This window comes from Albidovulum denitrificans (assembly GCF_002973535.1).
Lineage (GTDB): Bacteria > Pseudomonadota > Alphaproteobacteria > Rhodobacterales > Rhodobacteraceae > Albidovulum > Albidovulum denitrificans.
On sequence record NZ_PVEP01000001.1, the window covers coordinates 535,082 to 557,839 of the forward strand.

Here is a 22,758-nt window from a genome sequence, read left to right on the forward strand (position 1 = left end):
GAGTGGTTTGGCGTGACCGTCCTGAACGGGGTGGATTGGTATGTGCGGCATTTTCGGCGTCGTTGAGTTCAGGGGCGGCACCGTAGACAAGTCATTGATCCGGCAAAGCGCCGAAACCCAGACCCATCGCGGGCCGGATTCCATCGGGGTCTTCTCCGCCGATGGTGTCGGACTTGGACACAATCGCCTGTCCCTCGTCGATCTGTCCGAACGCGCGAACCAACCCTTTCTGGACGAAACCGGCCGCTACGCGCTGGTCTTCAACGGCGAGATCTACAATTTCCACGAGTTGAAGGCAGAGCTTGAGGGGGAAGGCCAGACCTTCCGCACCACCTCGGACACCGAGGTGCTGCTGTATCTGCTGCTGCGGCAAGGGGCCGAGGTGGCGCTGCCAAAGCTGAACGGCATGTTCGCCTTCGCGCTGGTGGATCTGAAAACCCGGCAGGTCACGATGGCCCGCGACCGGTTCGGGATGAAACCGCTGCATTACCATGCAACCGCCGACCGGCTGATCTTCGCCTCCGAAACCGCCGCCTTCGGCCCCTGGATGGAGATGCGCCCCCATGCCGGGACCGTCGCCGCCTATCTGATGAACTTCGGCGGCCCGACCCGCGGCGTGACGTTCTTTGACGGCATCTACCAGCTTGGACCGGGAGAGGTGATGACCGCCGCCCCCGGTCAGGCCCCCGACATCCGCCCCTTCTTCGCGCTGACCGATTTCATCGACGACGGCGAATACGACCGCCTTCTGGGCCGTTCGGAAACCGAAATCGTGGATGAGTTCGAGGCGCTGATGACCGACTCGATCCGCCTTCACGCCTTTGCCGACGCCCGCGTCGGCGCCTTCTGTTCCGGCGGGGTCGATTCCTCGCTGATCGTGGCGCTGGCCAGCCGCAGCAACAGCGCCATTGAACTCTTTCACGCCAATGTCGTCGGCAGCTGGAGCGAGGTCGAGGCCGCCCGCGCCCTTGCCCGACACCTGAAGCTTGAACTCAACGCCGTGGACGTGGTCGAACAGGATTTCGTCACCTCCATCCCGCGCGTCATGCGTCATTACGGCTATCCCTTCACCTATCACCCCAATTGCGGCCCCCTGATGATGATCGCGGGGCTCGCGCGCGATACCGGGGTCAAGGGGCTTCTGTCGGGGGAAGGGTCGGACGAGATGTTCCTGGGCTACCCCTGGCTTGGCCGCAAGCGGATCACCGATGCCTGGGACCGGATGCGCGACGGGCTGGCGGGGGCCGTCCGGCGCATCCCGGCGGTCGGCACGATCCTTCTGCCCGAACAGCAGTTGAACGCGATGAAGGTGCGCAACATCCTGAACGGGCGCGAGATGCTGGACGACCTCAACAAGGTCTCTGACGCGCTCAGCCACAGTCGCGCCGCCGCGCGCGATCCCCGAATGCGCTGGACGCTGGATTACATGCACCACCACCTGCGCACGCTTTTGCACCGTAACGACACGATGGGCATGGCCGCCAGCATCGAGGCGCGCTTTCCGTTCCTGGAAAACCGCATCGCGCATTTCGCCGTCAACCTGCCCGCGCGCCACAAGCTGAAATTCTCGCCCTTCACGCTGGAAAAGGCGCATCCCTTCATCCGCGACAAATGGGTCGTGCGCGAGGTGGCGGACCGCTACATCCCCCGCGACCTCAGCCAGCGGATCAAGATCGGCTTCTGGACCACGGTGTTTCAGCGTCTCGACATTTCCGAACGCTATTTCGCCACCTCCGGCCTTGGCGACATGCTGTCGCTGTCGCGGCGGCAGTTTTCGGACCTCGTGGCCGAGGCGTCACCTACCTTCCGGCTGAAGCTCCTGCATCTCGACGTCTGGCAGCGCATCTGCGTCGAGCGGCAGGAAGAGGCGGCACCGGCAGCGCTCCTCTCTGATCACGTCCGCATCCTGACCGAAAGCGAGGCCCGCAGCACACGCCGCGCCGGGGCAAAGAAAAAGGGCGGAGCGGCCCAATTGCCCTCCGCCCCGGTCTGATCTCGTCAGATCGGCTCGTCTGCCCCGGATCACTTGATCGCGAAGAACCCCTCGAAGCAGAGCGATTTCTGTACCGTCGTGATATCGACGAAGCCCGCGCGCTTCATCATGTCGATATTGCCCTGGGTCGAGAAGGGTTCAAGGATGCCCTTCAGGCTGCGGGTCTTCATCACGATCTCTTCGCAATCGAACCCGTTGCGCAGTTTGAAATCGGCGTAAAGCTGGGTGAGGATGTCCTGAAACCGCGCATCCGGCGCGCGGACCTTTTCGAACATCACGAAGGCGCCGCCCCAGTTCAGCGACTGGTAGATACGGTCGATCAACTGCTGGCGGTCGCGCGGCGGTATGAACTGGATCGTGTAATAGGACACGATCATGTCGGCCGGTTCGTACTCGAAAAGCCGCGCATCGTCATGCAGAAGCTGGATGTTCTTGACGTCGGCGCAGTGCTGCTTTGCCGTCTCCACCATCTCCGCCACCGGGTCGATACCGATCCAGCGCGCGCCGGGCTTGGTCTTGTTGTGAACCGCGAGCTTCTTCAGCAACTCGCCGGTGGAGGTCCCGATCTCGTAACACACGCTGTTATCGGACACGAAGAAATCGCTGAGCTGGCAGACAATGTCATGCCCCTCGGCGTAAAGCGGCACCGATTGCTTGATATGCTCGACGAAGGTCTCCGAGGTCTTGCCGGCAAAGCTCCAGCCCGCGTTCTCGGCCTCGATATTATGTCCAACACCCATGTCTCACTCCTTTGTTTCCTGTGCCGTCCTCGCGGCCAAAGTCCTTATCGAAATTCATCGTCCAATTGGCCGGGCGCGCTCAGCGCCCGAACTGATCCTCAAGCCTGATTATATCATCTTCCTCAAGATAGGTCCCGGTCTGCACTTCGATGATCTCAAGCGGGATGCGCCCCGGATTGGCCAGCCGGTGAACGGCGCCGATCGGGATATAGACGCTTTCATTCTCGTGGCAGGTCTTGACCACCTCGTCGATGGTGATCTCCGCCGTGCCGCGCACCACGACCCAGTGTTCCGCGCGGTGGTGGTGCTTTTGCAGCGACAGTTTCGCCCCCGGCGTCACCACGATCCGCTTGACCCGGAAGCGGTCGCCCAGATCCGTGGTCTGATGCCAGCCCCAGGGCCGGTGATTGCGGATATGTTCGACCGCCTCGACCCGCGCCTGCCCCTTCAGCGCACCGACAAGGCCTTTCACCTCCTGCGCATAGTCACGCCGCGTCACAAGGATCGCGTCGGGTGTTTCCACGATGGCCAGCCCCTCGACGCCCACGGCGGCGACAAGGCGGCCCTCGGAATGGATCAGGTTGTCCTTCGCGTCATAGGCGACCCCGTCACCCCGGATCGCGTTGCCGCCGCCATCCTTGGGCGATTCCGCCCAGACCGCGTCCCAGTCACCCACGTCCGACCAGTGAAAGCGCCCCGGCGCCACGCGCGCCTCGGTCGCGCCTTCCATGAAGCCGTGATCGAAAGAAATCGCACGGATCTCGCCAAAGCGCGGCCCCGGCACCTCCATCCCCAGATCGGTTTTCATCGCCGCCACCGCGTCGCGAACCGCCGCGACCGTCTCCGGCTCTGCCGCCCCGACCGTATCCAGCAGCCACCCGGCGCGGAAACAGAAAATCCCCGCATTCCAGAGCCAGCCTTCGTCCAGAAGCGCCGCCGCCCGCCCCGCGTCCGGCTTTTCCACGAAACGCGCGACCGGCGCGGTGCCACCGTCGTCCATGGCGCCCGGCTTGATATAGCCCAGCCCCGTCTCCGGCCCCTCCGGCACCACGCCGATGACCGCGACCCCCGACCGGCGCACCGATCCGGCGGCGACCCGCACCGCGTCATGAAACGCGGCGACATCGGCGATCAGGTGGTCCGAGGGCATGACGGCGACCAGCGTATCGGGATCGTCCTTCGCGGCGACCCCGGCGGCCAGCAGCACCGCCGCCAGCGTATCGCGCCGCTCCGGCTCGATCACCACGCGGGCGTTCGGGGCCACGGCGGCGGTCTGGTCGCGGATCGTGAAGCGGACCGGGTGGGCGCCGATCACGACCGGCGCGGCGAAGCCCTTGGCCAGCACCCGGCGCAGCGTCGATTGCAGCATCGTCTCCGCGCCAAGGATCGGCAGAAGCGGCTTGGCCATGCCTTCGCGCGACACCGGCCAAAGCCGCGTGCCGGTCCCGCCGCAAAGGATCACGGGAAGGATCATGTCCGTCTGTCCTGTCACGTCGTCGTCCGTGTCCTTCGTCCCGCGCGCCCTGGCGGCGGATCATCGTCACATCAAGCGGTTAGGGTCCCGGCGACAACCTCAAATCGCCGCGATCAAATCTATCCCGGATTCCCTCGATAGGCGAGATTTCCCGGACCGTCCCGCCCAATCCGACACGTTTCGGCAACAATCACCGGCGGGGTTTCCCTTTCGGCCCGCCCCGCCGCCAATCGGGGCGCCCTGCGGCTTGCCTCGGCGCCGGAATTCGCCCAATCGTTGCGCCAGCAAAGCGCAGAAAGGAAAGCCCCTGCCCGAGGCCCCGAAATTCGGCACCAGCGGCCTGCGCGGGCGGGTCTGCGACCTGACCGATCCGCTTTGCGCGGGCTATGTCCGCGCGTTTCTGACAGCCATCCCGCATGACGGGCGGCTGATGATCGGACGTGACCTGCGCCCCTCATCCACCCGCATTGCCGCCACCGTCGCCGATACCGCCGCCGGACTTGGCCTGACCGTCCTCGATTGTGGCGAGGTGCCGACGCCCGCGCTGGCGCTGGCCGCCATGACGGCGGCGGCGCCCGCGGTCATGGTCACCGGCAGCCACATCCCCGCCGACCGCAACGGGCTGAAGTTCTACACCGCGACGGGGGAGATCACGAAGGCCGATGAGGCCGCGATCCTCGCCGGGTTTCGCGAAGCCCCGCCGGGCGCGACCGCACGGCCCGAGGTTACCCCCGCCGCCCGCCACACCTATGCGGCGCGCTATACCCGCGCCTATGGCGCCGCGCTGTCGGGCCTTTCGGTCGGCCTCTATCAACACAGTTCCGTCGCCCGCGATCTGCTGGCTGAGGTTCTGGCAGCCCTTGGCGCCAAGGTCACGCCGCTCGGCCGGTCGGATCACTTCGTGCCGCTGGATACCGAGGCGGTCAGCGCCGAGACCCGCAAGACGCTGGCCGACTGGGCGGCGAAGGGCGGCTATGACGCCATCCTCTCCACCGACGGCGATGCCGACCGCCCCTTGGTCACCGACGCGACCGGCCGCGTGATCCCCGGCGATGTCATCGGCACCCTGACCGCGATGGCACTGGGGGCGGAGACCGTCGTCACGCCCGTCTCCTCTAACACGATGATCGAGGCCACGGGCGCCTTCGCCACGACCCTGCGCACAAGGATCGGCTCCCCCTTCGTCATCGCGGGGATGGAGGCGCAGCCGGAAAGCGCGAAAACCGTGGGGTTCGAGGCCAATGGCGGCGTCCTGCTGGGCTTCACCGCCCAAGGCCCCGCCGGTCCCCTGCCGCCCCTGATGACCCGCGACGCCTTCCTGCCCATCATCGCCACGCTGGCCGAGGTCGCGCGTCAGGGCAAACCGCTGAGCCAGCTTATCGCCGCCCTCCCCGCCCGCCACACCGCCTCCGACCGGCTGGAGAACGTCCCGACCGACTGGTCGCACGCCTTCGTCGCGGGCCTTTCCGACGATGCGGCCCGCCGCGCGGCCTTTTTCGGCGCGACCGAAACCGCCACCGACCGCACCGACGGGTTGCGCATCAGCTTTGCGGACGGCACCATCCTTCACCTGCGCCCCTCCGGCAACGCGCCGGAACTGCGCTGCTACGCCGAGGCCGGCGATGCACCGGCCGCCACCGCGCTGGTCGCCGACACCCTGGCCCGTATCGCCGCCCTTCGCACCTGACCGGGAGACAGACCATGACCCGCCTCGACACCGTCCTGACCGCCATCGACCAGGCCAACGCCGCCGACCCGGACCAAAGCGAAGGCGCACCCGCCGCGCTGCTTTACGGCCAGCGGATGACCGGGGAACTCGCCCGCCTGCACCCGGACGCGCCGGACATCCTGAAGATCGCCGCGCGGGGCCAGCATATCGAACGCTGGACCTCGCCCCGCAACGCCTATCCCGAGGGGCGCGAGGGCTACCTGACCTGGCGCCGCGACCTTGGCGCCTTTCACGCCCGCCGCGTGGGGGAGATCATGGCCGCCGCCGGATACGATGCCGACAGCGTCGATCAGGTCGGCCGCATGATCCGCAAGGAAGGGATCAAGCGCGACGATCTGGTGCAGGCGCTTGAGGATGTGATCTGCTTCACCTTCCTGCGCTGGTACTTCGCCCCCTTCGCGACCGACCGCGACCCGGCCGAGCTTGAGCGCATCGTCGCCCGCACCGCGCGCAAGATGTCGCCCGAGGCCCGCGCCCGCGCTCTGACCGAATTCGACCTGCCCGAACCCTTCGCCGCCGCCTTCCGCGCCTGAGTCTGCAACCATCGCGCTTGCCGCAACTGCAACATGCCCGCCAACCCGTTTCGGCATGGGCATTTGTGCCGGGTCCGGCCCCGGAAATGTTGCCGGAATGACTCTAATCACGCGGTTCTGATCGGCCGCTGTTGAGCGGATCGAAATCTGCCCTCAGAATCTCTTGACGGTGACCGGCTCCGGCCATATCTGCGCCGCGCCAAAGCCACCGTGGTGAGTGAGCATGGCCTGAGGACAGGCGCGTAATTGCGGCCCCGAGGGGTCGTTGGGAAGGAACGGGAAGATGGAAACGCCGAAGCAGATGGGTTCGAACGACATGCCCGAGCGTGAGGGTGTCTCGGCACAGCGCCAGCAGGGCGACCGCCAGGACACACCCCGGCGCGAGGGCAAGAAACCCTCCGATCAGATGCAGGCCACGCAGATCACCGACTGGGCCTCGATCTAGACCTTTTCGACCGGCCGGGCAGGCATTAGCATCGGCGTTCCGCAACAGGACGCCGACATGCCCCGCCCGGTCTCTGACATCCCCAATCTCGGCCCCGCCTCCGAGGACGGTTTCGCGCGGGCCGGTATCCATTCAGCCGAGGAGTTGATCGCGCTTGGCCCGGACGCGGCCTATCTGCGCCTTATGCGCGCAGGCACGAAACCGCATTTCATCGGCTATTACGCGCTTGTCATGGGCTTGCAGGGCCGCCCCTGGAACGACTGCCGGGGCGCGGAAAAGCAGGCCCTGCGCAAACGCTTCGACGCGCTGAAGGCCAGCCTTGGCGGCAACGACAAGGGCCGCCTCCGGCTGGAAGCGGCCCTTGATGAAATCGGTGTGGGCGTGCGCCGGTAGGGTGAATTACCCGACCAGTTCGAGGCCCGAGAAGAAATAGGCGATCTCGACCGCGGCGGTTTCCGGCGCGTCGGAACCGTGGACGGAGTTCTCGCCGACCGAGAGGGCGAATTCCTTGCGGATCGTACCTTCGTCGGCATTGGCCGGGTTGGTCGCGCCCATCACTTCGCGGTTCTTCGCGATGGCGTTCTCACCCTCCAGCACCTGCACCACAACCGGCTCGGAGGCCATGAATTCGCACAGCTCGCCGTAGAAGGGACGCTCCTTGTGGACCTCATAGAACTTGCCGGCCTGCTCCATCGACAGCTTGATGCGCTTCTGCGCGACGATGCGAAGGCCCGCTTCCTCGAACTTGGCGTTGATCTTGCCGGTCAGGTTGCGACGGGTCGCGTCGGGTTTGATGATGGAAAGCGTGCGTTCGGTCGCCATGTCTTCGTGCCTTTTCTCAGGGGCCGGAGCGCCCGGCCGAATTCGATTGCGCGCCTGCTAGCATGGCGGCGCCGGATTGAAAAGACGGCACGGGGCTCGGCGGGGACGGAGCGGGGCGCTGCCCGTCGTCCATTGGGCTTGAACCAATGGCGCCCAATGAACGACCCCGGAGTATTGTCACAACGAAGAAGCCGCAGGCGCGGGGCCGCTTTCGCAAGCGGGCGCGGTCTGCTAAGGCGCTTGCCATGCTACGGATCAGTGACATCACCTATTCGGTCGAGGGGCGGCCCCTTTTCGAGGGCGCCTCGGCAACCATTCCCACCGGCCACAAGGTCGGTCTTGTCGGCGCGAACGGCGCGGGCAAGACAACGCTCTTCCGGCTGATCCGGGGCGAACTGGCGCTGGAAGGCGGCGCGATCACGCTGCCCCAACGCGCGAAGATCGGCGGCGTGGCGCAGGAGGTGCCGTCGTCCTCCGTCTCGCTGCTCGACACGGTTCTGGCCGCCGATGAGGAGCGCGCCGCGCTGATGGCCGAGGCCGATCACGCGACCGATCCGCACCGGATCGCCGAGATCCAGCACCGGCTGGCCGATATCGACGCCTGGTCGGCAGAGGCGCGGGCATCGTCGATCCTCAAGGGCTTGGGCTTCGATCTTGAGGATCAGCTGCGCCCCTGTTCGGATTTTTCGGGCGGCTGGCGGATGCGGGTGGCGCTGGCGGGGGTGCTGTTTGCCCAGCCCGACTATCTGCTTCTGGACGAACCGACCAACTATCTGGACCTTGAAGGGGCGCTGTGGCTGGAAAGCTATCTGGCGAAATACCCCCATACGGTCATCATCATCAGCCACGATCGCGGCCTTCTGAACCGCGCCGTGGGCGGCATCCTGCATCTGGAGAACCGCAAGCTGACCTACTGGACCGGGCCTTACGACCAGTTCGCGCGCCAGCGTGCCGAACAGCGCGCGGTGCAGGCGGCGGAGGCCAAGAAGCAGGCGGCGCGGCGGGCGCATCTGCAAAGCTTCGTCGACCGCTTCAAGGCCAAGGCGTCGAAGGCCGTCCAGGCGCAGAGCCGCGTGAAGATGCTGGAGAAGATGACGCCGATCCTGGCGCCGGAAGAGGCGAAGAAGGTCGTCTTCACCTTCCCCGAGCCGGAGCAACTCTCGCCGCCGATCATCACCATGGAGGGCGCCTCGGTCGGCTATGACGGGCCGCCGGTCCTGCGGCGGCTTTCCCTGCGGATCGACCAGGACGACCGGATCGCGCTTCTGGGTCGCAATGGCGAGGGGAAATCGACGCTGTCGAAGCTTCTGGCGGGGAAACTGCCCGCGGCGGGGGGGGAGATCACGCGCTCCTCGAAGCTGCGGATCGGCTATTTCGCCCAGCATCAGGTCGATGAGCTGCATACGGACGAGACGCCCTTGCAGCATATCCTGCGCATGCGGCCGAACGAAGGCCAGCCGAAGCTGCGCGCGCGGCTGGCGGGGTTCGGGCTTGGCGCCGATCAGGCCGATACCGTCGTCGCGCGGCTGTCGGGCGGGCAGAAGGCGCGGCTCTCGCTCCTGCTGGCGACGCTCGATGCGCCGCATCTGCTGATCCTTGACGAACCGACCAACCACCTTGACATCGAAAGCCGCGAGGCGCTGGTGGAGGCGCTGACCGAATATTCCGGCGCGGTGATCCTTGTCAGCCACGACATGCACCTTCTGGGGCTGGTCGCGGACCGGCTCTGGCTGGTCAAGGGCGGGGCGGTCGCGCCCTATCAGGGCGATCTGGAGAGCTACCGGAAGGAATTGCTGGCGGGCGACGACGCCGAAAAGCAGGCCAAGCCGAAACCGAAGGCCGAGCGCCCGTCCCGCGACGCCATCCTGGCCCTGCGCGCCGAGGTGCGCAAATGCGAGGAGCGGCTGGCGAAGCTGAACGACATGCGCGACAAGCTGGCGGTGAAACTGGCGCGGCCGGAGCTTTACGACAGCCCCGGTGAGGCGGTCGTCTGGCAGAAGAAATACGCCGAGGTTATGGAAGGGCTGGACCGGGCCGAGGACCTTTGGATCAAGGCGGCGGAAAAGCTTGAGGCAGCAGAGGTTTAGGACGTGGAGCTACAGTTCTACATCACCTCTTTCGCGACCCTTTTCGTGGTCATCGACCCGCCGGGGCTGGTGCCGCTTTTCATCGCGCTGACGCAAGGCATGGACGACGCGCATCGCCGTCGACTGGCGCTGCGCGCCTGTGTGATCGGCGGCATCCTCCTGACGCTTTTCGGGCTGTTCGGGGAACAGCTTCTGGGCTTCATCGGCATCACCATGCCCGCCTTCCGCATCGCGGGCGGTATCCTGCTGTTCCTGACCGCGCTTGACATGCTGTTCGAACGCCGGACCCAGCGGCGCGAGGGGCAGCATGCCGATCCGAACCATGACCCTTCCGTCTTTCCCCTTGCCACGCCGCTGATCGCGGGACCCGGTGCCATCGCGACGATGATCCTGCTGATGGGCCAGACCGGCGGCGACTGGCGCGGCGCGGTGTCGGTGCTGGGGCTTCTGGCCGGGATGCTGGTCGTGACTTTCCTCTTCCTCCTCGCCTCGCCGCCGATCGAGCGGCTTTTGGGGCGCACCGGGACGGTGGTCATCACGCGGCTTCTGGGGATGCTGCTGGCCGCGCTGTCGGTGCAATTCGTGATCGATGGCGTCAAGGGAACGGGGCTGATCTGATGGACAGCGGCGACCTGCCCCGTTTCGCCTATCTCGTCCTCCTCCTGATTGCGGTCGGCGGCTATGTCCTTGTCGAAAGCCGCAAGAACCTGGGCCGCACGCTGCATCAGGCGGCGATCTGGGGGGTGATCTTCCTTGGGGCGGTCGCCATCGCCGGGCTCTGGCCCGCGATCCAGCGCGCGACGGGGCGGGCAGAGCCGGTGATGACCGCCGCCGGGATCGAGGTTCCGGTGGCCCCGGACGGGCATTTCTACGTCACCGCTCTGGTCAACGGGGCGAAGGTGCGCTTTGTCGTCGATACCGGCGCCTCGACCATCGTGCTGACGCAAGGCGACGCGCGGCGCGCGGGGTTCGACACCGATGCGCTGGTCTTCCTCGGCTCTGCCCGGACGGCGAATGGCACCGTCAGCATCGCGCCCGTGAAGATCGACAGCTTCGATCTGGCCGGACAGGTAGACCGCAACGTCGCGGCCTCGATCAACGGCGGCAGACTGGACACCTCGCTTCTGGGGATGAGCTATCTGAGCGAATATCAGGTGACGCTCAGCCGCGATCTTCTGATCCTGAAGCGTTAGCCGCCCACGACAGGCAGCACCCGTCCGATCATGTAGCTGCCATTGCTGTAGACCGGCGTGACGCAGCCCCCCGCCTGCCCCCAGCCGTCCTTCAGCCGGAACACCGCGTAATCCGCGCCAAGGGTCGCGTTCGCCGCGCAGTCGCCCCGGAAGAACTCCAGCCGCGCCCGGATCAGCCCGTACCAGCGCACAAGGTCGGCCTTCGCCGTCGGGATATACTTGAAGTTCACGATGAACCCCCGCCCGCTGAGCCGTTCAAGCCCGCCGGGAAACGGATCGCCCTCCATGATCGTGCCGCGGCCCACGGGTTCCACCAGGATCGCGTCCTCAGGCGCGGTGTTCTCGCGCACCCAGTCCAGCACACCGCGCTGGTCGGGGGTCAGGGCCGACAGCATCCGCGTCGCGGCGGGATGGTCCTTCACCATCAGTTCAAGGTTCGTCAGCGCCTTTGGCGTCACCAGCAGGACCGAGGCCAGCACCGCCAGAACGCCAAGCCGCCGCGCGACCGCATTGTCGGCCAGCCCGAACAGCAATTGCGCCGCAAGAAGGAGGGACAGCAGGTAGATCAGCCCCTCGGGCCTGAGCAGGTAGAACTGCGCGAAGCGGAAGCTGCCGTTGTCGGCCATATAGACCGCAAGCGCGGCCAGCACATAGAGGTTCAGCCCGATCAGCCAGCGCCCCGTGGCCCGGTCGGGGAAGCGGTCGCGCAGGGCCACCAGCCCCGCCAGAAGCAGAAGATGCGCGCAAAGCCCCGGCAGCCAGTCCTTGATGAAGCCGGTGATCCCGTCGATCAGGGGGGCGACGTGGAACAGCACCGAATAGCGCGCGTAGATCTGGTCCAGCGTCATGTCGAGGCCGGAGGTATCGACCGAAACCCCGATCCGTTCGCGCAGGAGGATGATGAAGACCGGCAGGATCAGGACGAAGAACAAAAGCCCGTGGCGCAACGCCCCCGCCAGCCTGCCGCCTTTCAGGAGATAGAGGACAAGGAAGGCCAGCGCCCAGAAGCCGCCGACGAGGAAATGCATATAGGTGGCAAGGGCCGCCAGCACCATCGCGACTGCCCAGCGCCCCCGCAGGCCCGCAGCAAGGCCGAACAGGACCGCGACATAGGCGAAGCCCTTGGCCTCCACCGTTTCGAACAGCCATTCGTTGCCCAGAATCCCCTGACGGCGCAGGAAGACCAGAAGGCCCAGCGCCAGTTCCGCCAAGCGCAGCCCGATCCCTTGCGCCACAGCGGCAACGCCAAGCGATGAGGCGATCCAAAGGACCAGCGCCAGCACCGTCTTGGCCCCTTCGAAACCCAGCCAATCGACCGTCTTGCCGATCAGCAGGAAGGGCAAGAGACGACCGTAGGAGTTGTCGAAAACCGCGTGATGATCGGTGAAGGCGTCGGGCCGGGCGAAGCGGTAGGAGAGGTCGAAGTAGTTGATTTCGTTTCCCGACCACTGCACCGGCCACATCGACGGCCCGATGAGGATCGCCGCCATCAGCGCCAGCCACCAGAATCCGCGCCCCAGCGCAAGCGCGCCGAGACGGTCCATCAACGCGCCCATCGACGCCCCCCCGGCGTGGCGGCACAGACGCTCGCTCAACCCATGCCGCATTCCCGGTCCGTCTCCAGTTCCGTAACGTCAGCACAGGCTACCGCGCCCGCGCAGCCGGGGCAACCGCGCCTCAGCCGCCGCTTTCGGCCTTCTTCTGCCAGCGCCCGCTTTCCTCGGACCAGTATTGCGCCGCGATCCCGGCGCCGGTCAGCACCTTCCACTGGTCCCGCGCGGTCTGGACGGCGGCGGGATCGTTGCCATCGAAGATCACGCAAATCCGTTCCAGCCCCGCGCATTCGGCCGGGTCCACCCCGGCCCCGTCGATCGACATCAGGCACTGCGCGGCATTCGGCATCTCACGCCCGGTGGTCAGCAGCACGGGCTGCGCGGCATCATGCGCGCCCCCGGCAAGGCCATGGGGCAGGAACCCCTCCTCCGGCCCGGCCCAAAGCCGCTGGTCAAGCCAGTCCATCCGCCCCTTGTCCACCCCCCGCACGACGACATGCCACCCGGCCTCAAGCGACCGGGTCAGCAGCATCGGCAGCGTCGCCTCCATGGGCGAGCGCGTCAGGTGGTAGAAAAGCGCGTTGGGCATCGGCGGTCCCCCGGTCACCCTTCCAAGGTATCCGCGATCAGCCGGTTCAGAGCCATCACGCCCCAGCCGGTCGCCCCCTTCGGCGCCAGCGCGGTTTCCGACGGCGGCAGCGCCACACCCGCGATGTCGAGGTGAATCCACGGCATCCCGTCCTGGATGAACCGCTTCAGGAACTGTGCCGCGGTGATCGACCCGGCGGGGCGGCCGCCGACGTTCTTCATGTCGGCGATGCGGGATTTCAGCATCTTGTCATAGGCCGGTCCCATCGGCATCCGCCAGGCGCCCTCCCCCTCGGCCCCGGCCGCCTTCAGGAAGGCGTTGCAAAGCTTGTCGTCATTGGAAAAGACCCCGGCATTCTCATGCCCCAGCCCGATGATGATCGCCCCGGTCAGGGTGGCAAGGTTGATGACGCCGGTGGGGTTGAAACGGTCCTGCGCGTACCAAAGCACATCGGCCAGCACCAGCCGCCCCTCGGCATCGGTGTTGATGACCTCGATCGTGTCGCCCTTCATCGAGGTCACGACATCGCCCGGCCGCTGCGCGCGCCCGTCCGGCATGTTCTCTACCAGTCCGACAAGGCCGACGACGTTGGCCTTCGCCTTGCGCAACGCCAGCGTGCGCATGACACCCGCGACGACGCCCGCGCCGCCCATGTCCATCGTCATCTCCTCCATCCCGCCCGCAGGCTTGATGGAGATGCCGCCGGTGTCGAAGACCACGCCCTTGCCGACGAGGGCAAAGGGCGCATCGCCCTTCCTGCCGCCCATCCACTGCATGACGACCACCTTCGAGGGGCTTTCCGACCCCTGCCCCACGCCCAGAAGCGCGCCCATGCCAAGCTTTTCCAGATCGGCCTCTTCCAGCACCTCGACCTTCAGGCCGAGCTTCGTCATCTCTTTCAGCCTTGCGGCGAATTCGGTCGTGGTCAGGACGTTGGCGGGTTCGTTGACCAGATCGCGGGTGAAACAGACGCCCTCGGCCAGCGCAAGCGCGGTGGCGGCCTCGGCCCCGGCCGCCTCGGGATCGGTGGCAAGGATCACCGCCTCGCCGCGCGCGGTCTTGTCGCCGGTCTTGTGCGCGGTGAAGTCATAGGCGCGCAAGGTCAGCCCCAGCGCGATCTCCGCCAGCCGCTTCTGCCCCTCGGCCAGAACCGTGACGCCGGCCTCCCCCATCGCCTTGCCGATGGTGGCGCCGGCCTTGCGCGCCTGCTCCACATCGGCCCGGCGCGGCAGCTTCACCAGATGCAGCGCCTCGGCCTTCAATCCGGCGGGCCAGGCAAGGTCCATCCCTTCGCCCGGTTTCAGCTTGGCCCAGCCCTCGCCCGCCATCGCCCGCCCGATCGCGCCGCGGCTGAGACGATCAAGCCTGCGTGACAGGCGCCCGATCCGACCCTCTTCGGGCAGCAGTACGGCAATCCGCCCCTCGGCTGCGGTCAGCGTATCGGCCTCATCCTTCGCGAAACGGATCGGTAAAAGCGCGCTCATGTGGTCCTCCGGCATCGTTTGGCCGGACCCTAGCCCCGCCTGCCCCGGTTTGCCAGATATGAGTTTTCCCGCGCGCGGGCTTGGGTTAGGAAGGGCCAGAGCAGAACGATAACGAAAGGCCGAACGTGTCCAGATTCGACAGATACATGCTGTCGCAGCTTCTGATGCTGTTCGGGTTCTTCGCCCTGATCCTTGTCTCGGTCTATTGGGTCAACCGGGCGGTGCTGCTCTTCGACCAGTTGATCGCCGATGGCCAGTCGGCCTGGGTTTTCCTCGAATTCACCGCGCTGACACTGCCGAACGTGATCCGCCTTGTCCTGCCGATGGCGGCCTTCGTCGCGGCCGTCTATGTCACCAACCGCCTGTCGTCGGACAGCGAACTGGTGGTGATGCAGGCGACCGGGTTTTCGCCCTTCCGCCTCGCCCGCCCGGTGCTTTACTTCGGCGCGGTCGTGGGGGTGATGATGGCGGTCCTCGTCCATCTCCTCGTCCCCGCCAGCCGCGCCACGCTGGCCGAGCGGCAAAGCGAGATCGCCGCCGATGTCACGGCGCGCTTTCTGGTCGAAGGGTCCTTTGTCCACCCGGTCTCGGGCCTGACACTTTACATCCGCGCCATCACGCCGCTGGGGGAGTTGCAGGACATCTTCCTGTCCGACGGGCGCGACCCGCGGCAAAAGACGATCTACACCGCCGAACGCGCGCTTCTGGTGCGCAGCGAGGGCGGGCCGAAACTGGTGATGTTCGATGGCATGGCGCAGACCCTGACGACGGCCAGCGACCGGCTGGCCGTGACGCGCTTTGCCAATTCCTCCTATGACATCGGCGCGCTGATCGGCCCCGGACGGGCGGGCCGCATCGGCCCGGATGAGATGCTGACAGCCTCGCTCCTCTTTCCCGACCCCGAGGTCGTCGCGCGGTTGAAGACCACGCCCGAGGTACTGAAATTCGCCGGCCATGAACGCATCAGCCAGATGTTCCTGCCGCTGGTCGCCGGGCTGATCGGGTTTTCCGCGCTGCTCATGGGCGGGTTCAGCCGCTTTGGCCTCTGGCGTCAGATCGCGGCGGCAAGCGTGCTGCTGATCGTCGTGCAGCTTCTGGTCAACGCGGCGGCGAGTGCGGTCAAGCAAAGCCCCGGCCTCTGGCCTGCCGTCTACCTGCCCGAAGTCGCGGGGTTTCTTCTGTCGGTCATCATGCTGGCGCTGGCCGGGCGGCGCAAGCGCGTGCGGCCCGCGACGGGACTGGCGGTGCCGTCATGACGCTGTCCTTCTACCTCGCGCGGCGCTTCGTGACGATGTTTCTGATCGTCTTCGCCGGGTTCTTCGCCATCCTCTACCTGATCGACATGGTCGAACAGGTACGCCGCTTCGCCTCGGCCGACATAGGTCTTGGCAAGACGGCGGAACTGGCGCTTCTGAACGTGCCAGCCACGCTTTACCGCATCCTGCCCCTGATCGTGATCCTGTCGGCCATCGCGCTTTTCCTCGCGCTGGCGCGATCCTCGGAACTGGTGGTGATCCGCGCCGCCGGGCGTTCCGCCCTCAGGATGCTGGCGGCGCCCTTGCTGGCGGCCTTCGTGATCGGCGGTTTCGCGGTGGCGGTCCTGAACCCCGTCGTCGCCGGAACCTCGAAACGGTATGAGGAACTGTCGAACCGCTACCGTCTGGGGGCGGACAATGTCCTTTCGGTTTCCGGCGAGGGCATCTGGCTGCGTCAGGGGGGCGAGGACGGGCAGACCGTGATCCACGCCGCGCGTACCAATGGCGACGGCACCACGTTCCAGAACGTCACCTTCATCACCTTCGCCCCCGAAAGCGGCCCCATGAAGCGCATCGACGCGCGCGAGGCGACCCTGGAAGCGGGAGGCTGGACGATCCTCGGCGCGAAGGAATGGAGTTTCGGCAGCGACACCAACCCCGAACGCGACGCGCGGCAGGCGGAAATGCTGCACCTGACCTCGGACCTCACCCCCGACCAGATCCGCGACAGTTTCGGAACCCCGGCCTCGATCCCGATCTGGCAATTGCCCGCCTTCATCGACGGGCTGGAAAAGGCGGGTTTTTCGGCGCGCAAACACCTCGTCTGGTTCCAGATGGAACTGGCCCTGCCACTTCTGATGGCGGCAATGGTGCTGATCGCGGCGGGCTTCACCATGCGCCATGCGCGGTCCGGCCGCACCGGGACGATGGTCCTTCTGGCGGTCACCTCGGGCTTTGCGATCTTTCTGCTGCGCAACTTCGCGCAGGTGCTGGGCGAGGCCGGGCAAATTCCCGTCGCCGCCGCGGCGTGGAGCCCGCCGGTCGCGGCGATCCTTCTCGCGCTCAGCCTCGTGCTGCATCTGGAGGATGGCTGATGCGCCATGGCCTTTACGCCCTTTTCGCCGCCGCGCTGATCGGCCTCGCCACGCCCCGCGCGGGCCATGCGCAGGATCAGGCGACGCTGGTCGCCGACCGGGTCTTTCTGACCGGCGACAACCTTCTGACCGCCGAGGGCGCGGTCGAGGCGTTCTACAAGGACGCCCGCGTCAAGGCCGCGCGCATCGTCTATGACGCCCGCACCGAAACGCTCGACATCGCCGGGCCGATCACCCTGACGGATGCCAGCGGCACCGTCATCCTTGCCGACAGCGCGCACCTGTCGCGCGATCTGCAAAACGGACTGCTGAAAAGCGCCCGCATGGTCATGGATCAGCAGCTTCAGCTGGCCGCGCTGGAGATCAGCCGCATCGACGGGCGCTATACCCGGATGGACAAGGTCGTCGCCTCCTCCTGTCAGGTCTGCCCGTCGAACCCGGTGCCGCTCTGGGAAATCCGCGCCCGCCGTGTCGTCCATGACCAGCTGGAGCGGCAGATCTATTTCGACCACGCCCAGTTCCGCATCGCGGGGGTTCCGGTCTTCTACCTGCCGCGCCTCAGGATGCCGGACCCGACGCTGAAACGCGCGACAGGCTTCCTTCAGCCCGAGGTGCGGACGACCTCGGAACTCGGCCCCGGCCTGAAGCTTCCCTATTTCATCGCGCTTGGCGATCACCGCGACCTGACGGTGACGCCCTATGCCTCCACCACCCGCACCCGGACGCTGGGCCTGCGCTACCGGCAGGCCTTTGCGACCGGCACGATCGAGGCGAACGGCGCGCTCTCGGACGACGACATCCGCCCCGGCAAGACGCGCGGGTATCTGTTCCTTGACGGCACATTCGCCCTGCCCCGCGATTTCAAGCTGGGGATCGACCTTCAGACGGTCAGCGATCCGGCCTATCTGCTTGATTACGGCGTCACCGATACCGACTGGCTGACAAGCGGCGTGTCGGTCGAACGCGCGCGGCGCAACGAATATGCCGCCATCGGCGTGTACCACCACCGCTCTCTCCGCCCCGGCGACGACAACGCGACGCTTCCCAACCTCGCCACCGATCTTGAGTTCGAGCGCCGCTTTTCCCCCCGTTATCTGGGCGGCGAAGGGCGGCTGTCGTTCCAGTTGCACGGCCACCGCCGGTCTTCCACGCTTGCCTTCGATGCCAATGGCGACGGCATCGTCGATGGCCGCGACGTCAGCCGCGCCACGCTGAGCCTTGGCTGGCACAAATCCTGGGTGATGCCGAACGGCATGGTCTTCAGCGGCGCCACGGACCTGACGGCCGATGTCTACTCCATCTCGCAGGACGTCACCTTCCCCGGATCGGTGACGCGCTTTCTGCCGCAGGCAGCGGTGGAGCTGCGCTGGCCCTGGGTCCGCAGTTCCGGGAACGGCGCTTCGCAGGTGATCGAGCCTGTGGTGCAGTTGGTCCTCGCCCCCGACCGGCTTCATGCAGTCCCCAATGAGGACAGCACCGTCGCGACGCTGGACGAAGGCAACCTGTTCTCCTTCTCGCGTTTCCCCGGCGCCGACGGGCGCGAGCTGGGCAACCGGCTGAACATCGGCCTTGGCTGGACGCGCTATGACCCTGCGGGCTGGTCGCTGGGCGTGACCGGCGGGCGCGTCTTCCGGGCGCGCGATCTGGGCCAGTTCACCCCCGGCTCGGGCCTTGACGGACGTTCCTCTGACTGGCTGGTGTCGGCGCAGGTGCAGACCGATGGCGGGCTGTCGGTGCAAAACCGCGTTCTGTTCGACAACGGCTTCGACGTCAGCCGGAATGAGCTGAACTTCGGCCTGGTGACCGACCGCTATTCGGTCGATGCGGGCTATCTCTGGATGGTCGCCGACCCCGCCGAGGGCCGCCCGACCGCAACGTCCGAACTTGTGCTGGACGCCGGATGGGACATGGCGAACAACTGGCGCGGACAGTTGGCGGGGCGCTATGACTTCAACAGCCAGCGCGCCGCGCGGGCCGAGTTCGGCCTGAGTTATCTCAGCGAATGCGTGGCGGTCGATCTTTCCCTCTCGCGTCGCTTCACTTCCTCGACTAGTGTGGCGGCGAGTACGGATTTCAACCTCTCCGTCTCGCTGGTGGGTTTCGGCGCGGGAACGGGCGGGTCAGCCCGCAAAAGCTGCGCCCGATAAACCCGGACAGCGGCGCTGAGGAGCAAGAGCGGGGCCAGGCCCCAGAAAAGTAAAGAGCAGACGGACCGGACCAAGATGCGTTTCACTTCCCTTCTTCCCGCCGCCCTTGTCGCGCTGAGCGCGCTTGGCACGACCGTTCAGGCGCAGGGCAACCGTTTCGCCCCCGTGGTCACGGTCAACAACCGCGCCATCACCGGCTATGAGCTGGACCAGCGGGTCCGCTTCCTGAAGATCCTCGGCGCGCCGGGCGATGTGGTGGCGCAGGCGAAAGAGGCGCTGATCGAGGACCGGCTGCGCATCGACGCGGCCGAGGCGGCGGGCATTCGCCTCAGCGATCAGCAGGTCGCCGCCGGGATGGAGGAATTCGCGGGCCGCGCCAACCTGTCGACCGAGCAGTTCCTGCAAATCGTCGCCCAGGCCGGGGTAGAGCCCGAAACCTTCCGCGACTTCGTCCGCGCAGGCCTTGCCTGGCGCGAACTCGCGCGGGCGAAATTCGGCCCCAAAGTGTCGCTCTCCAACGCCGATGTGGATCGCGCCCTGTCGATCCCGGCGGGCCGGGGCGCGGGGCCGCGTGTCCTGATTTCCGAGATTCTGATCCCCTATTCGCCCGGCAGCCTGACCGAAAAGCAGATGCTGGCCGACGATCTTGTGGCCAGGATCGGATCGGAAGGCGCCTTTGCCGCCGCCGCGCGCGCCCATTCCGCCGCGCCCTCGCGCAGTCAGGGCGGCCAGATCGGCTGGATCCCGGTCACCAACCTGCCGCCGCAGGTACGCCAGATCGTCGGTCAGATGCATGCCGGTCAGGTCAGCCCGCCGATCCAGCTTGGCAATGCCATCGCGATCGTGCGGCTGCGCGGCGCCAATCAGGGCGGCGACATCAAGCCGGGCGACATCACCGTCGATTTCGCCCAGTTCCTGATCCCCGGCGGCCGCTCTGCCGAGGCGCTGGCCGAAGCCGCGCGCATCCGGGGTGAGGTCGATACCTGCGACGATCTCTACCGCGTCGCCAAGGGCCTGCCCGAAGGCCAGCTGACACGCGAGACGCTGCCCCAGACCCGCCTACCCGGCGATATCGCCCGCGAACTGGCGCCGATGGACGATAACGAGGTTTCCACCGGCCTGACGCGGGGCAATGCACTGGTGTTCCTGATGCTTTGCAAGCGCTCGGCGACCGAGGCGCTGGACGCGGCGAAACTGACCGCCGCCGCCAAGGCCGAAAGTGCCGGGGCCGCGGTGGCGGTCACCGAAAACGGCGCGACCCCGCCCGCGATCGACCCCGACATGACCTTCGCCATCGGCCCGACGCCCGCACAGGTCCGCGACGAGCTGACCAACCAGCGGCTTGGCCAACTGGCCGAAAGCTATATGCAGGACCTCAAGGCGAACGCCATCATCCGCACGCCATAGGCGCAAGACGATGCCCGACCGCCCCATCGCGCTCAGCTGCGGCGAGCCTTCCGGCATCGGCCCGGAGATCGCCGCCCGCGCCCGTGCGAAACTTGGCGCAAGCCTGCCTTTCTTCTGGATCGGCGACCCTTCGCACCTGCCGCAGGGGACCGCGCATAAGGTGATCTCCAGCCCCGCCGAGGCGATGGCGGTCCCGGCCGCGATGCTGCCGGTCCTGCGTCACGACTTCCCCGCCGCCGCCCAGCCCGGCCGCCCCACGCCGGAAAACGCCGCGAGCGTGATTGCCGCCATCGAACGCGGCGTATCGCTGGTGATGCGGGGCGAGGCATCGGCCCTTTGCACGGCGCCGATCAACAAGAAGGCGCTGAAAGACGGCGCGGGCTTCGCCTTTCCCGGCCATACCGAATTCCTTGCCCATCTGGCGGGTGTCGACCGGGTGGTGATGATGCTGGCCTGCGACGCGCTGAAGGTGGTGCCGGTCACGATCCATATTCCCATCTCCGAGGTGCCGCGCGCCCTGACCGCGGACCTTCTGACCGACACGATCCGCATCACGCATGAGGGCTTGCGCCGCGACTATGGCCTGACCGCCCCGCGCCTGGCCGTCGCCGGGCTGAACCCCCATGCGGGCGAAGGCGGCGCGATGGGCGATGACGAGGCGCGGCTGATCGCCCCGGTCATCGCGCGGCTGCGGGACGAGGGGCTGGCGATCACCGGCCCGCTGCCCGCCGACACGATGTTCCACCCCGCCGCCCGCGCCCGCTATGACGCGGCGATCTGCATGTATCACGATCAGGCGCTGATCCCGATTAAGACGCTGGATTTCGCGGGCGGGGTCAACGTCACGCTGGGCCTGCCCTTCATCCGCACCTCGCCCGATCACGGCACCGCCTTCGACATCGCGGGCCAGGGCAAGGCTGACCCGTCCAGCCTGATCGCCGCCCTGCGGATGGCGCGCGAGATGGCCGCCGCGCGGGCCTCGGCATGAGGTGCGGGAGGATGGGCGCGGACGGGGGCCGCCTGCCCCCGCGCCCTGCGGGCTCCCCCGGGAGTATTTCGGCAACGAAGAAGCAGGGGGCGTGAATGGCGACGATCGACGGCTTGCCGCCCCTGCGCGAGGTGATCGCGGCGCACGGGCTTTCGGCGAAGAAATCGCTGGGGCAGAACTTTCTGCTGGACCTGAACCTGACGGCGAAGATCGCGCGGCTGGCGGGGGACCTGTCGGCCTCGGACGTGCTTGAGGTCGGCCCCGGCCCCGGCGGTCTGACGCGCGGCCTTCTGGCCGAGGGCGCGCGGCGGGTGCTGGCGGTGGAAAAGGACGCCCGCTGCCTGCCCGCGCTGGAGGAGATCGCGGCCGCCTGGCCGGGGCGGCTTGAGATCATCAACGGCGACGCGCTGGCGGTCGATCCGCTGGCGCATCTGACGCCGCCGATCCGTATCGTGGCGAACCTGCCCTACAATGTCGGGACCGAGCTTCTGGTGCGCTGGCTGACGCCAAAGACCTGGCCGCCGGTCTGGGACAGCCTGACCCTGATGTTTCAGCGCGAGGTAGCGGAGCGGATCGTGGCCAAGCCCGGCGACGGCGCCTATGGCCGCCTTGCGATCCTTGCCCAGTGGCGCAGCGACCCCGCCATCGCCCTGACCCTGCCGCCCGAGGCCTTCACCCCGCCGCCGAAGGTGCATTCCTCGGTCGTGCATCTGAAGGCTCTGCCCGCGCCGCGCTATCCGGCCGATGCCGCGACGCTGAACCGCATCGTCGCGGCCGGGTTCAACCAGCGCCGCAAGATGCTGCGGTCAAGCCTGAAGGGGCTGGCGCCGGATATGGCGGCGGTGCTTGAGGCGGCCGGGATCGCGCCCACCGCGCGGGCCGAGGAGATCGGGCTTGAGGGCTGGTGCCGACTGGCGCGGATGATCGCGGGCGGTGAGGGATAGGAGCCGGGCCGGTGAGGCGCGGGGCGGGCAAGGCGGTGAAGGCAGCAGCGTCCCGGACTTGATCCGGGACCTCTTCTTACCGGTGACGGAGGTCCCGGATCGGGTCCGGGACGGCAAGGAACAGGTGTTCCCGTTCTCGTCCACCGCCGCCGTTACCGGCAGGACCAAAAGGGAACGGGGCTGCGACGGCCACGAAAAGGCCCCGTCCCTTGCGGGATCGGGGCCTTTTGTCGTCAGGCTTTTGCGCGCCTTATAGCATTTCGGGTTTACACTGACTCAG

At 67.0% G+C, this 22,758-nt stretch carries 20 protein-coding genes; 14 read left to right on the forward strand and 6 right to left on the reverse strand.

Features of this window, described 5'->3' with window-relative positions; translation table 11 throughout:
* Window positions 1-40 precede the first annotated feature (40 nt).
* Window positions 41-1,993 carry an asparagine synthase (glutamine-hydrolyzing) gene (gene asnB, locus LX70_RS02535; protein ID WP_105512953.1) on the forward strand — a complete coding sequence of 651 codons (1,953 nt, stop codon included), beginning with the start codon at window positions 41-43 and terminating at the stop codon, window positions 1,991-1,993.
* Window positions 1,994-2,022: 29 nt separating this feature from the next.
* On the opposite strand, the gene LX70_RS02540 is transcribed toward asnB, so the two are convergent.
* Both LX70_RS02540 and LX70_RS02545 read right to left on the reverse strand, forming a co-directional pair.
* Window positions 2,023-2,733, reverse strand: coding sequence for a methyltransferase domain-containing protein (locus tag LX70_RS02540; RefSeq protein WP_105512954.1), 711 nt, complete (start codon window positions 2,731-2,733; stop codon window positions 2,023-2,025).
* Window positions 2,734-2,812: 79 nt separating this feature from the next.
* The gene (locus LX70_RS02545; protein ID WP_211301651.1) at window positions 2,813-4,225 is read right to left on the reverse strand and encodes a mannose-1-phosphate guanylyltransferase/mannose-6-phosphate isomerase; all 1,413 of its coding nucleotides are present in this window, start codon (window positions 4,223-4,225) and stop codon (window positions 2,813-2,815) included.
* A 229-nt stretch (window positions 4,226-4,454) separates the two neighbouring features.
* Here LX70_RS02545 and LX70_RS02550 point away from each other — a divergent pair, with 229 nt between their 5' ends.
* The 4 genes from LX70_RS02550 to LX70_RS02560 all read left to right on the forward strand — a co-directional run bounded on the left by LX70_RS02550 (window position 4,455) and on the right by LX70_RS02560 (window position 7,307).
* The gene (locus LX70_RS02550; RefSeq protein ID WP_342747664.1) at window positions 4,455-5,894 is read left to right on the forward strand and encodes a phosphomannomutase; all 1,440 of its coding nucleotides are present in this window, start codon (window positions 4,455-4,457) and stop codon (window positions 5,892-5,894) included.
* Window positions 5,895-5,908: 14 nt separating this feature from the next.
* Window positions 5,909-6,469, forward strand: coding sequence for a DUF4202 domain-containing protein (locus LX70_RS02555; RefSeq protein ID WP_105512957.1), 561 nt, complete (start codon window positions 5,909-5,911; stop codon window positions 6,467-6,469).
* A gap of 283 nt (window positions 6,470-6,752) precedes the next feature.
* Window positions 6,753-6,914 (forward strand): hypothetical protein, encoded by a 162-nt coding sequence (locus LX70_RS20620; RefSeq protein ID WP_170076098.1) that lies wholly within the window; start codon window positions 6,753-6,755, stop codon window positions 6,912-6,914.
* 57 nt (window positions 6,915-6,971) lie between these two features.
* Window positions 6,972-7,307, forward strand: coding sequence for a TfoX/Sxy family protein (locus tag LX70_RS02560; RefSeq protein ID WP_105512958.1), 336 nt, complete (start codon window positions 6,972-6,974; stop codon window positions 7,305-7,307).
* A 6-nt stretch (window positions 7,308-7,313) separates the two neighbouring features.
* Here LX70_RS02560 and ndk read toward each other — a convergent pair whose 3' ends face one another.
* On the reverse strand, window positions 7,314-7,736 hold the full coding sequence (gene ndk, locus LX70_RS02565) for a nucleoside-diphosphate kinase (RefSeq protein ID WP_105512959.1): 423 nt from the start codon (window positions 7,734-7,736) through the stop codon (window positions 7,314-7,316).
* A gap of 245 nt (window positions 7,737-7,981) precedes the next feature.
* Between ndk and LX70_RS02570 the strand changes: the two genes are divergently transcribed.
* From LX70_RS02570 to LX70_RS02580, 3 genes are read left to right on the forward strand one after another with little or no spacing between them, the layout of a single operon-like run.
* Window positions 7,982-9,823 carry an ABC-F family ATP-binding cassette domain-containing protein gene (locus tag LX70_RS02570; RefSeq protein WP_105512960.1) on the forward strand — a complete coding sequence of 614 codons (1,842 nt, stop codon included), beginning with the start codon at window positions 7,982-7,984 and terminating at the stop codon, window positions 9,821-9,823.
* A 3-nt stretch (window positions 9,824-9,826) separates the two neighbouring features.
* Complete coding sequence (locus tag LX70_RS02575; RefSeq protein WP_105512961.1) at window positions 9,827-10,441, forward strand: MarC family protein; 615 nt, start codon at window positions 9,827-9,829, stop codon at window positions 10,439-10,441.
* Window positions 10,441-11,016, forward strand: coding sequence for a retropepsin-like aspartic protease family protein (locus LX70_RS02580; RefSeq protein WP_105512962.1), 576 nt, complete (start codon window positions 10,441-10,443; stop codon window positions 11,014-11,016). Before LX70_RS02575 ends, LX70_RS02580 begins: the two co-directional genes overlap by 1 nt.
* Here LX70_RS02580 and LX70_RS02585 read toward each other — a convergent pair.
* The 3 genes from LX70_RS02585 to LX70_RS02595 all read right to left on the reverse strand — a co-directional run bounded on the left by LX70_RS02585 (window position 11,013) and on the right by LX70_RS02595 (window position 14,642).
* Window positions 11,013-12,623 carry a hypothetical protein gene (locus LX70_RS02585; protein ID WP_146111531.1) on the reverse strand — a complete coding sequence of 537 codons (1,611 nt, stop codon included), beginning with the start codon at window positions 12,621-12,623 and terminating at the stop codon, window positions 11,013-11,015. The two genes, LX70_RS02580 and LX70_RS02585, sit on opposite strands and share 4 nt — an antisense overlap.
* A gap of 70 nt (window positions 12,624-12,693) precedes the next feature.
* A complete protein-coding gene (locus LX70_RS02590; protein WP_105512964.1) occupies window positions 12,694-13,158 on the reverse strand; it encodes a DNA polymerase III subunit chi in 465 nt (154 codons plus the stop codon).
* 14 nt (window positions 13,159-13,172) lie between these two features.
* Window positions 13,173-14,642 (reverse strand): leucyl aminopeptidase, encoded by a 1,470-nt coding sequence (locus LX70_RS02595; protein ID WP_105512965.1) that lies wholly within the window; start codon window positions 14,640-14,642, stop codon window positions 13,173-13,175.
* Between the two features lie 125 nt (window positions 14,643-14,767).
* Here LX70_RS02595 and lptF point away from each other — a divergent pair, with 125 nt between their 5' ends.
* From lptF to rsmA, 6 genes are all read left to right on the forward strand, one after another.
* Window positions 14,768-15,898, forward strand: a complete 1,131-nt coding sequence (lptF, locus tag LX70_RS02600) for an LPS export ABC transporter permease LptF (protein WP_105512966.1) — start codon at window positions 14,768-14,770, stop codon at window positions 15,896-15,898.
* Entirely contained in the window at window positions 15,895-16,992 is a 1,098-nt protein-coding gene (gene lptG / locus LX70_RS02605; protein ID WP_105512967.1) for an LPS export ABC transporter permease LptG, read from the forward strand. Before lptF ends, lptG begins: the two co-directional genes overlap by 4 nt.
* Window positions 16,992-19,139, forward strand: coding sequence for an LPS-assembly protein LptD (locus LX70_RS02610; RefSeq protein WP_105512968.1), 2,148 nt, complete (start codon window positions 16,992-16,994; stop codon window positions 19,137-19,139). The genes lptG and LX70_RS02610 overlap by 1 nt, the downstream gene beginning before the upstream one ends.
* Before the next feature lie 75 nt (window positions 19,140-19,214).
* Entirely contained in the window at window positions 19,215-20,546 is a 1,332-nt protein-coding gene (locus LX70_RS02615; protein ID WP_105512969.1) for a peptidylprolyl isomerase, read from the forward strand.
* Window positions 20,547-20,556: 10 nt separating this feature from the next.
* Window positions 20,557-21,534, forward strand: a complete 978-nt coding sequence (gene pdxA / locus LX70_RS02620) for a 4-hydroxythreonine-4-phosphate dehydrogenase PdxA (RefSeq protein ID WP_105512970.1) — start codon at window positions 20,557-20,559, stop codon at window positions 21,532-21,534.
* A 95-nt stretch (window positions 21,535-21,629) separates the two neighbouring features.
* On the forward strand, window positions 21,630-22,478 hold the full coding sequence (rsmA, locus tag LX70_RS02625; protein ID WP_105512971.1) for a 16S rRNA (adenine(1518)-N(6)/adenine(1519)-N(6))-dimethyltransferase RsmA: 849 nt from the start codon (window positions 21,630-21,632) through the stop codon (window positions 22,476-22,478).
* Window positions 22,479-22,758 lie beyond the last annotated feature (280 nt).

What these genes read in the sequence shown, in the direction of transcription:
- asnB (WP_105512953.1), top strand. Translation starts at nt 41, where the DNA reads ATGTGCGGCATTTTCGGCGTCGTTGAGTTCAGGGGCGGCACCGTAGAC.
- LX70_RS02540 (WP_105512954.1), bottom strand. Translation starts at nt 2,733, where the DNA reads ATGGGTGTTGGACATAATATCGAGGCCGAGAACGCGGGCTGGAGCTTT.
- LX70_RS02555 (WP_105512957.1), top strand. Translation starts at nt 5,909, where the DNA reads ATGACCCGCCTCGACACCGTCCTGACCGCCATCGACCAGGCCAACGCC.
- LX70_RS20620 (WP_170076098.1), top strand. Translation starts at nt 6,753, where the DNA reads ATGGAAACGCCGAAGCAGATGGGTTCGAACGACATGCCCGAGCGTGAG.
- LX70_RS02560 (WP_105512958.1), top strand. Translation starts at nt 6,972, where the DNA reads ATGCCCCGCCCGGTCTCTGACATCCCCAATCTCGGCCCCGCCTCCGAG.
- ndk (WP_105512959.1), bottom strand. Translation starts at nt 7,736, where the DNA reads ATGGCGACCGAACGCACGCTTTCCATCATCAAACCCGACGCGACCCGT.
- LX70_RS02570 (WP_105512960.1), top strand. Translation starts at nt 7,982, where the DNA reads ATGCTACGGATCAGTGACATCACCTATTCGGTCGAGGGGCGGCCCCTT.
- LX70_RS02580 (WP_105512962.1), top strand. Translation starts at nt 10,441, where the DNA reads ATGGACAGCGGCGACCTGCCCCGTTTCGCCTATCTCGTCCTCCTCCTG.
- LX70_RS02585 (WP_146111531.1), bottom strand. Translation starts at nt 12,623, where the DNA reads ATGCGGCATGGGTTGAGCGAGCGTCTGTGCCGCCACGCCGGGGGGGCG.
- LX70_RS02590 (WP_105512964.1), bottom strand. Translation starts at nt 13,158, where the DNA reads ATGCCCAACGCGCTTTTCTACCACCTGACGCGCTCGCCCATGGAGGCG.
- LX70_RS02595 (WP_105512965.1), bottom strand. Translation starts at nt 14,642, where the DNA reads ATGAGCGCGCTTTTACCGATCCGTTTCGCGAAGGATGAGGCCGATACG.
- lptG (WP_105512967.1), top strand. Translation starts at nt 15,895, where the DNA reads ATGACGCTGTCCTTCTACCTCGCGCGGCGCTTCGTGACGATGTTTCTG.
- LX70_RS02610 (WP_105512968.1), top strand. Translation starts at nt 16,992, where the DNA reads ATGCGCCATGGCCTTTACGCCCTTTTCGCCGCCGCGCTGATCGGCCTC.
- LX70_RS02615 (WP_105512969.1), top strand. Translation starts at nt 19,215, where the DNA reads ATGCGTTTCACTTCCCTTCTTCCCGCCGCCCTTGTCGCGCTGAGCGCG.
- pdxA (WP_105512970.1), top strand. Translation starts at nt 20,557, where the DNA reads ATGCCCGACCGCCCCATCGCGCTCAGCTGCGGCGAGCCTTCCGGCATC.
- rsmA (WP_105512971.1), top strand. Translation starts at nt 21,630, where the DNA reads ATGGCGACGATCGACGGCTTGCCGCCCCTGCGCGAGGTGATCGCGGCG.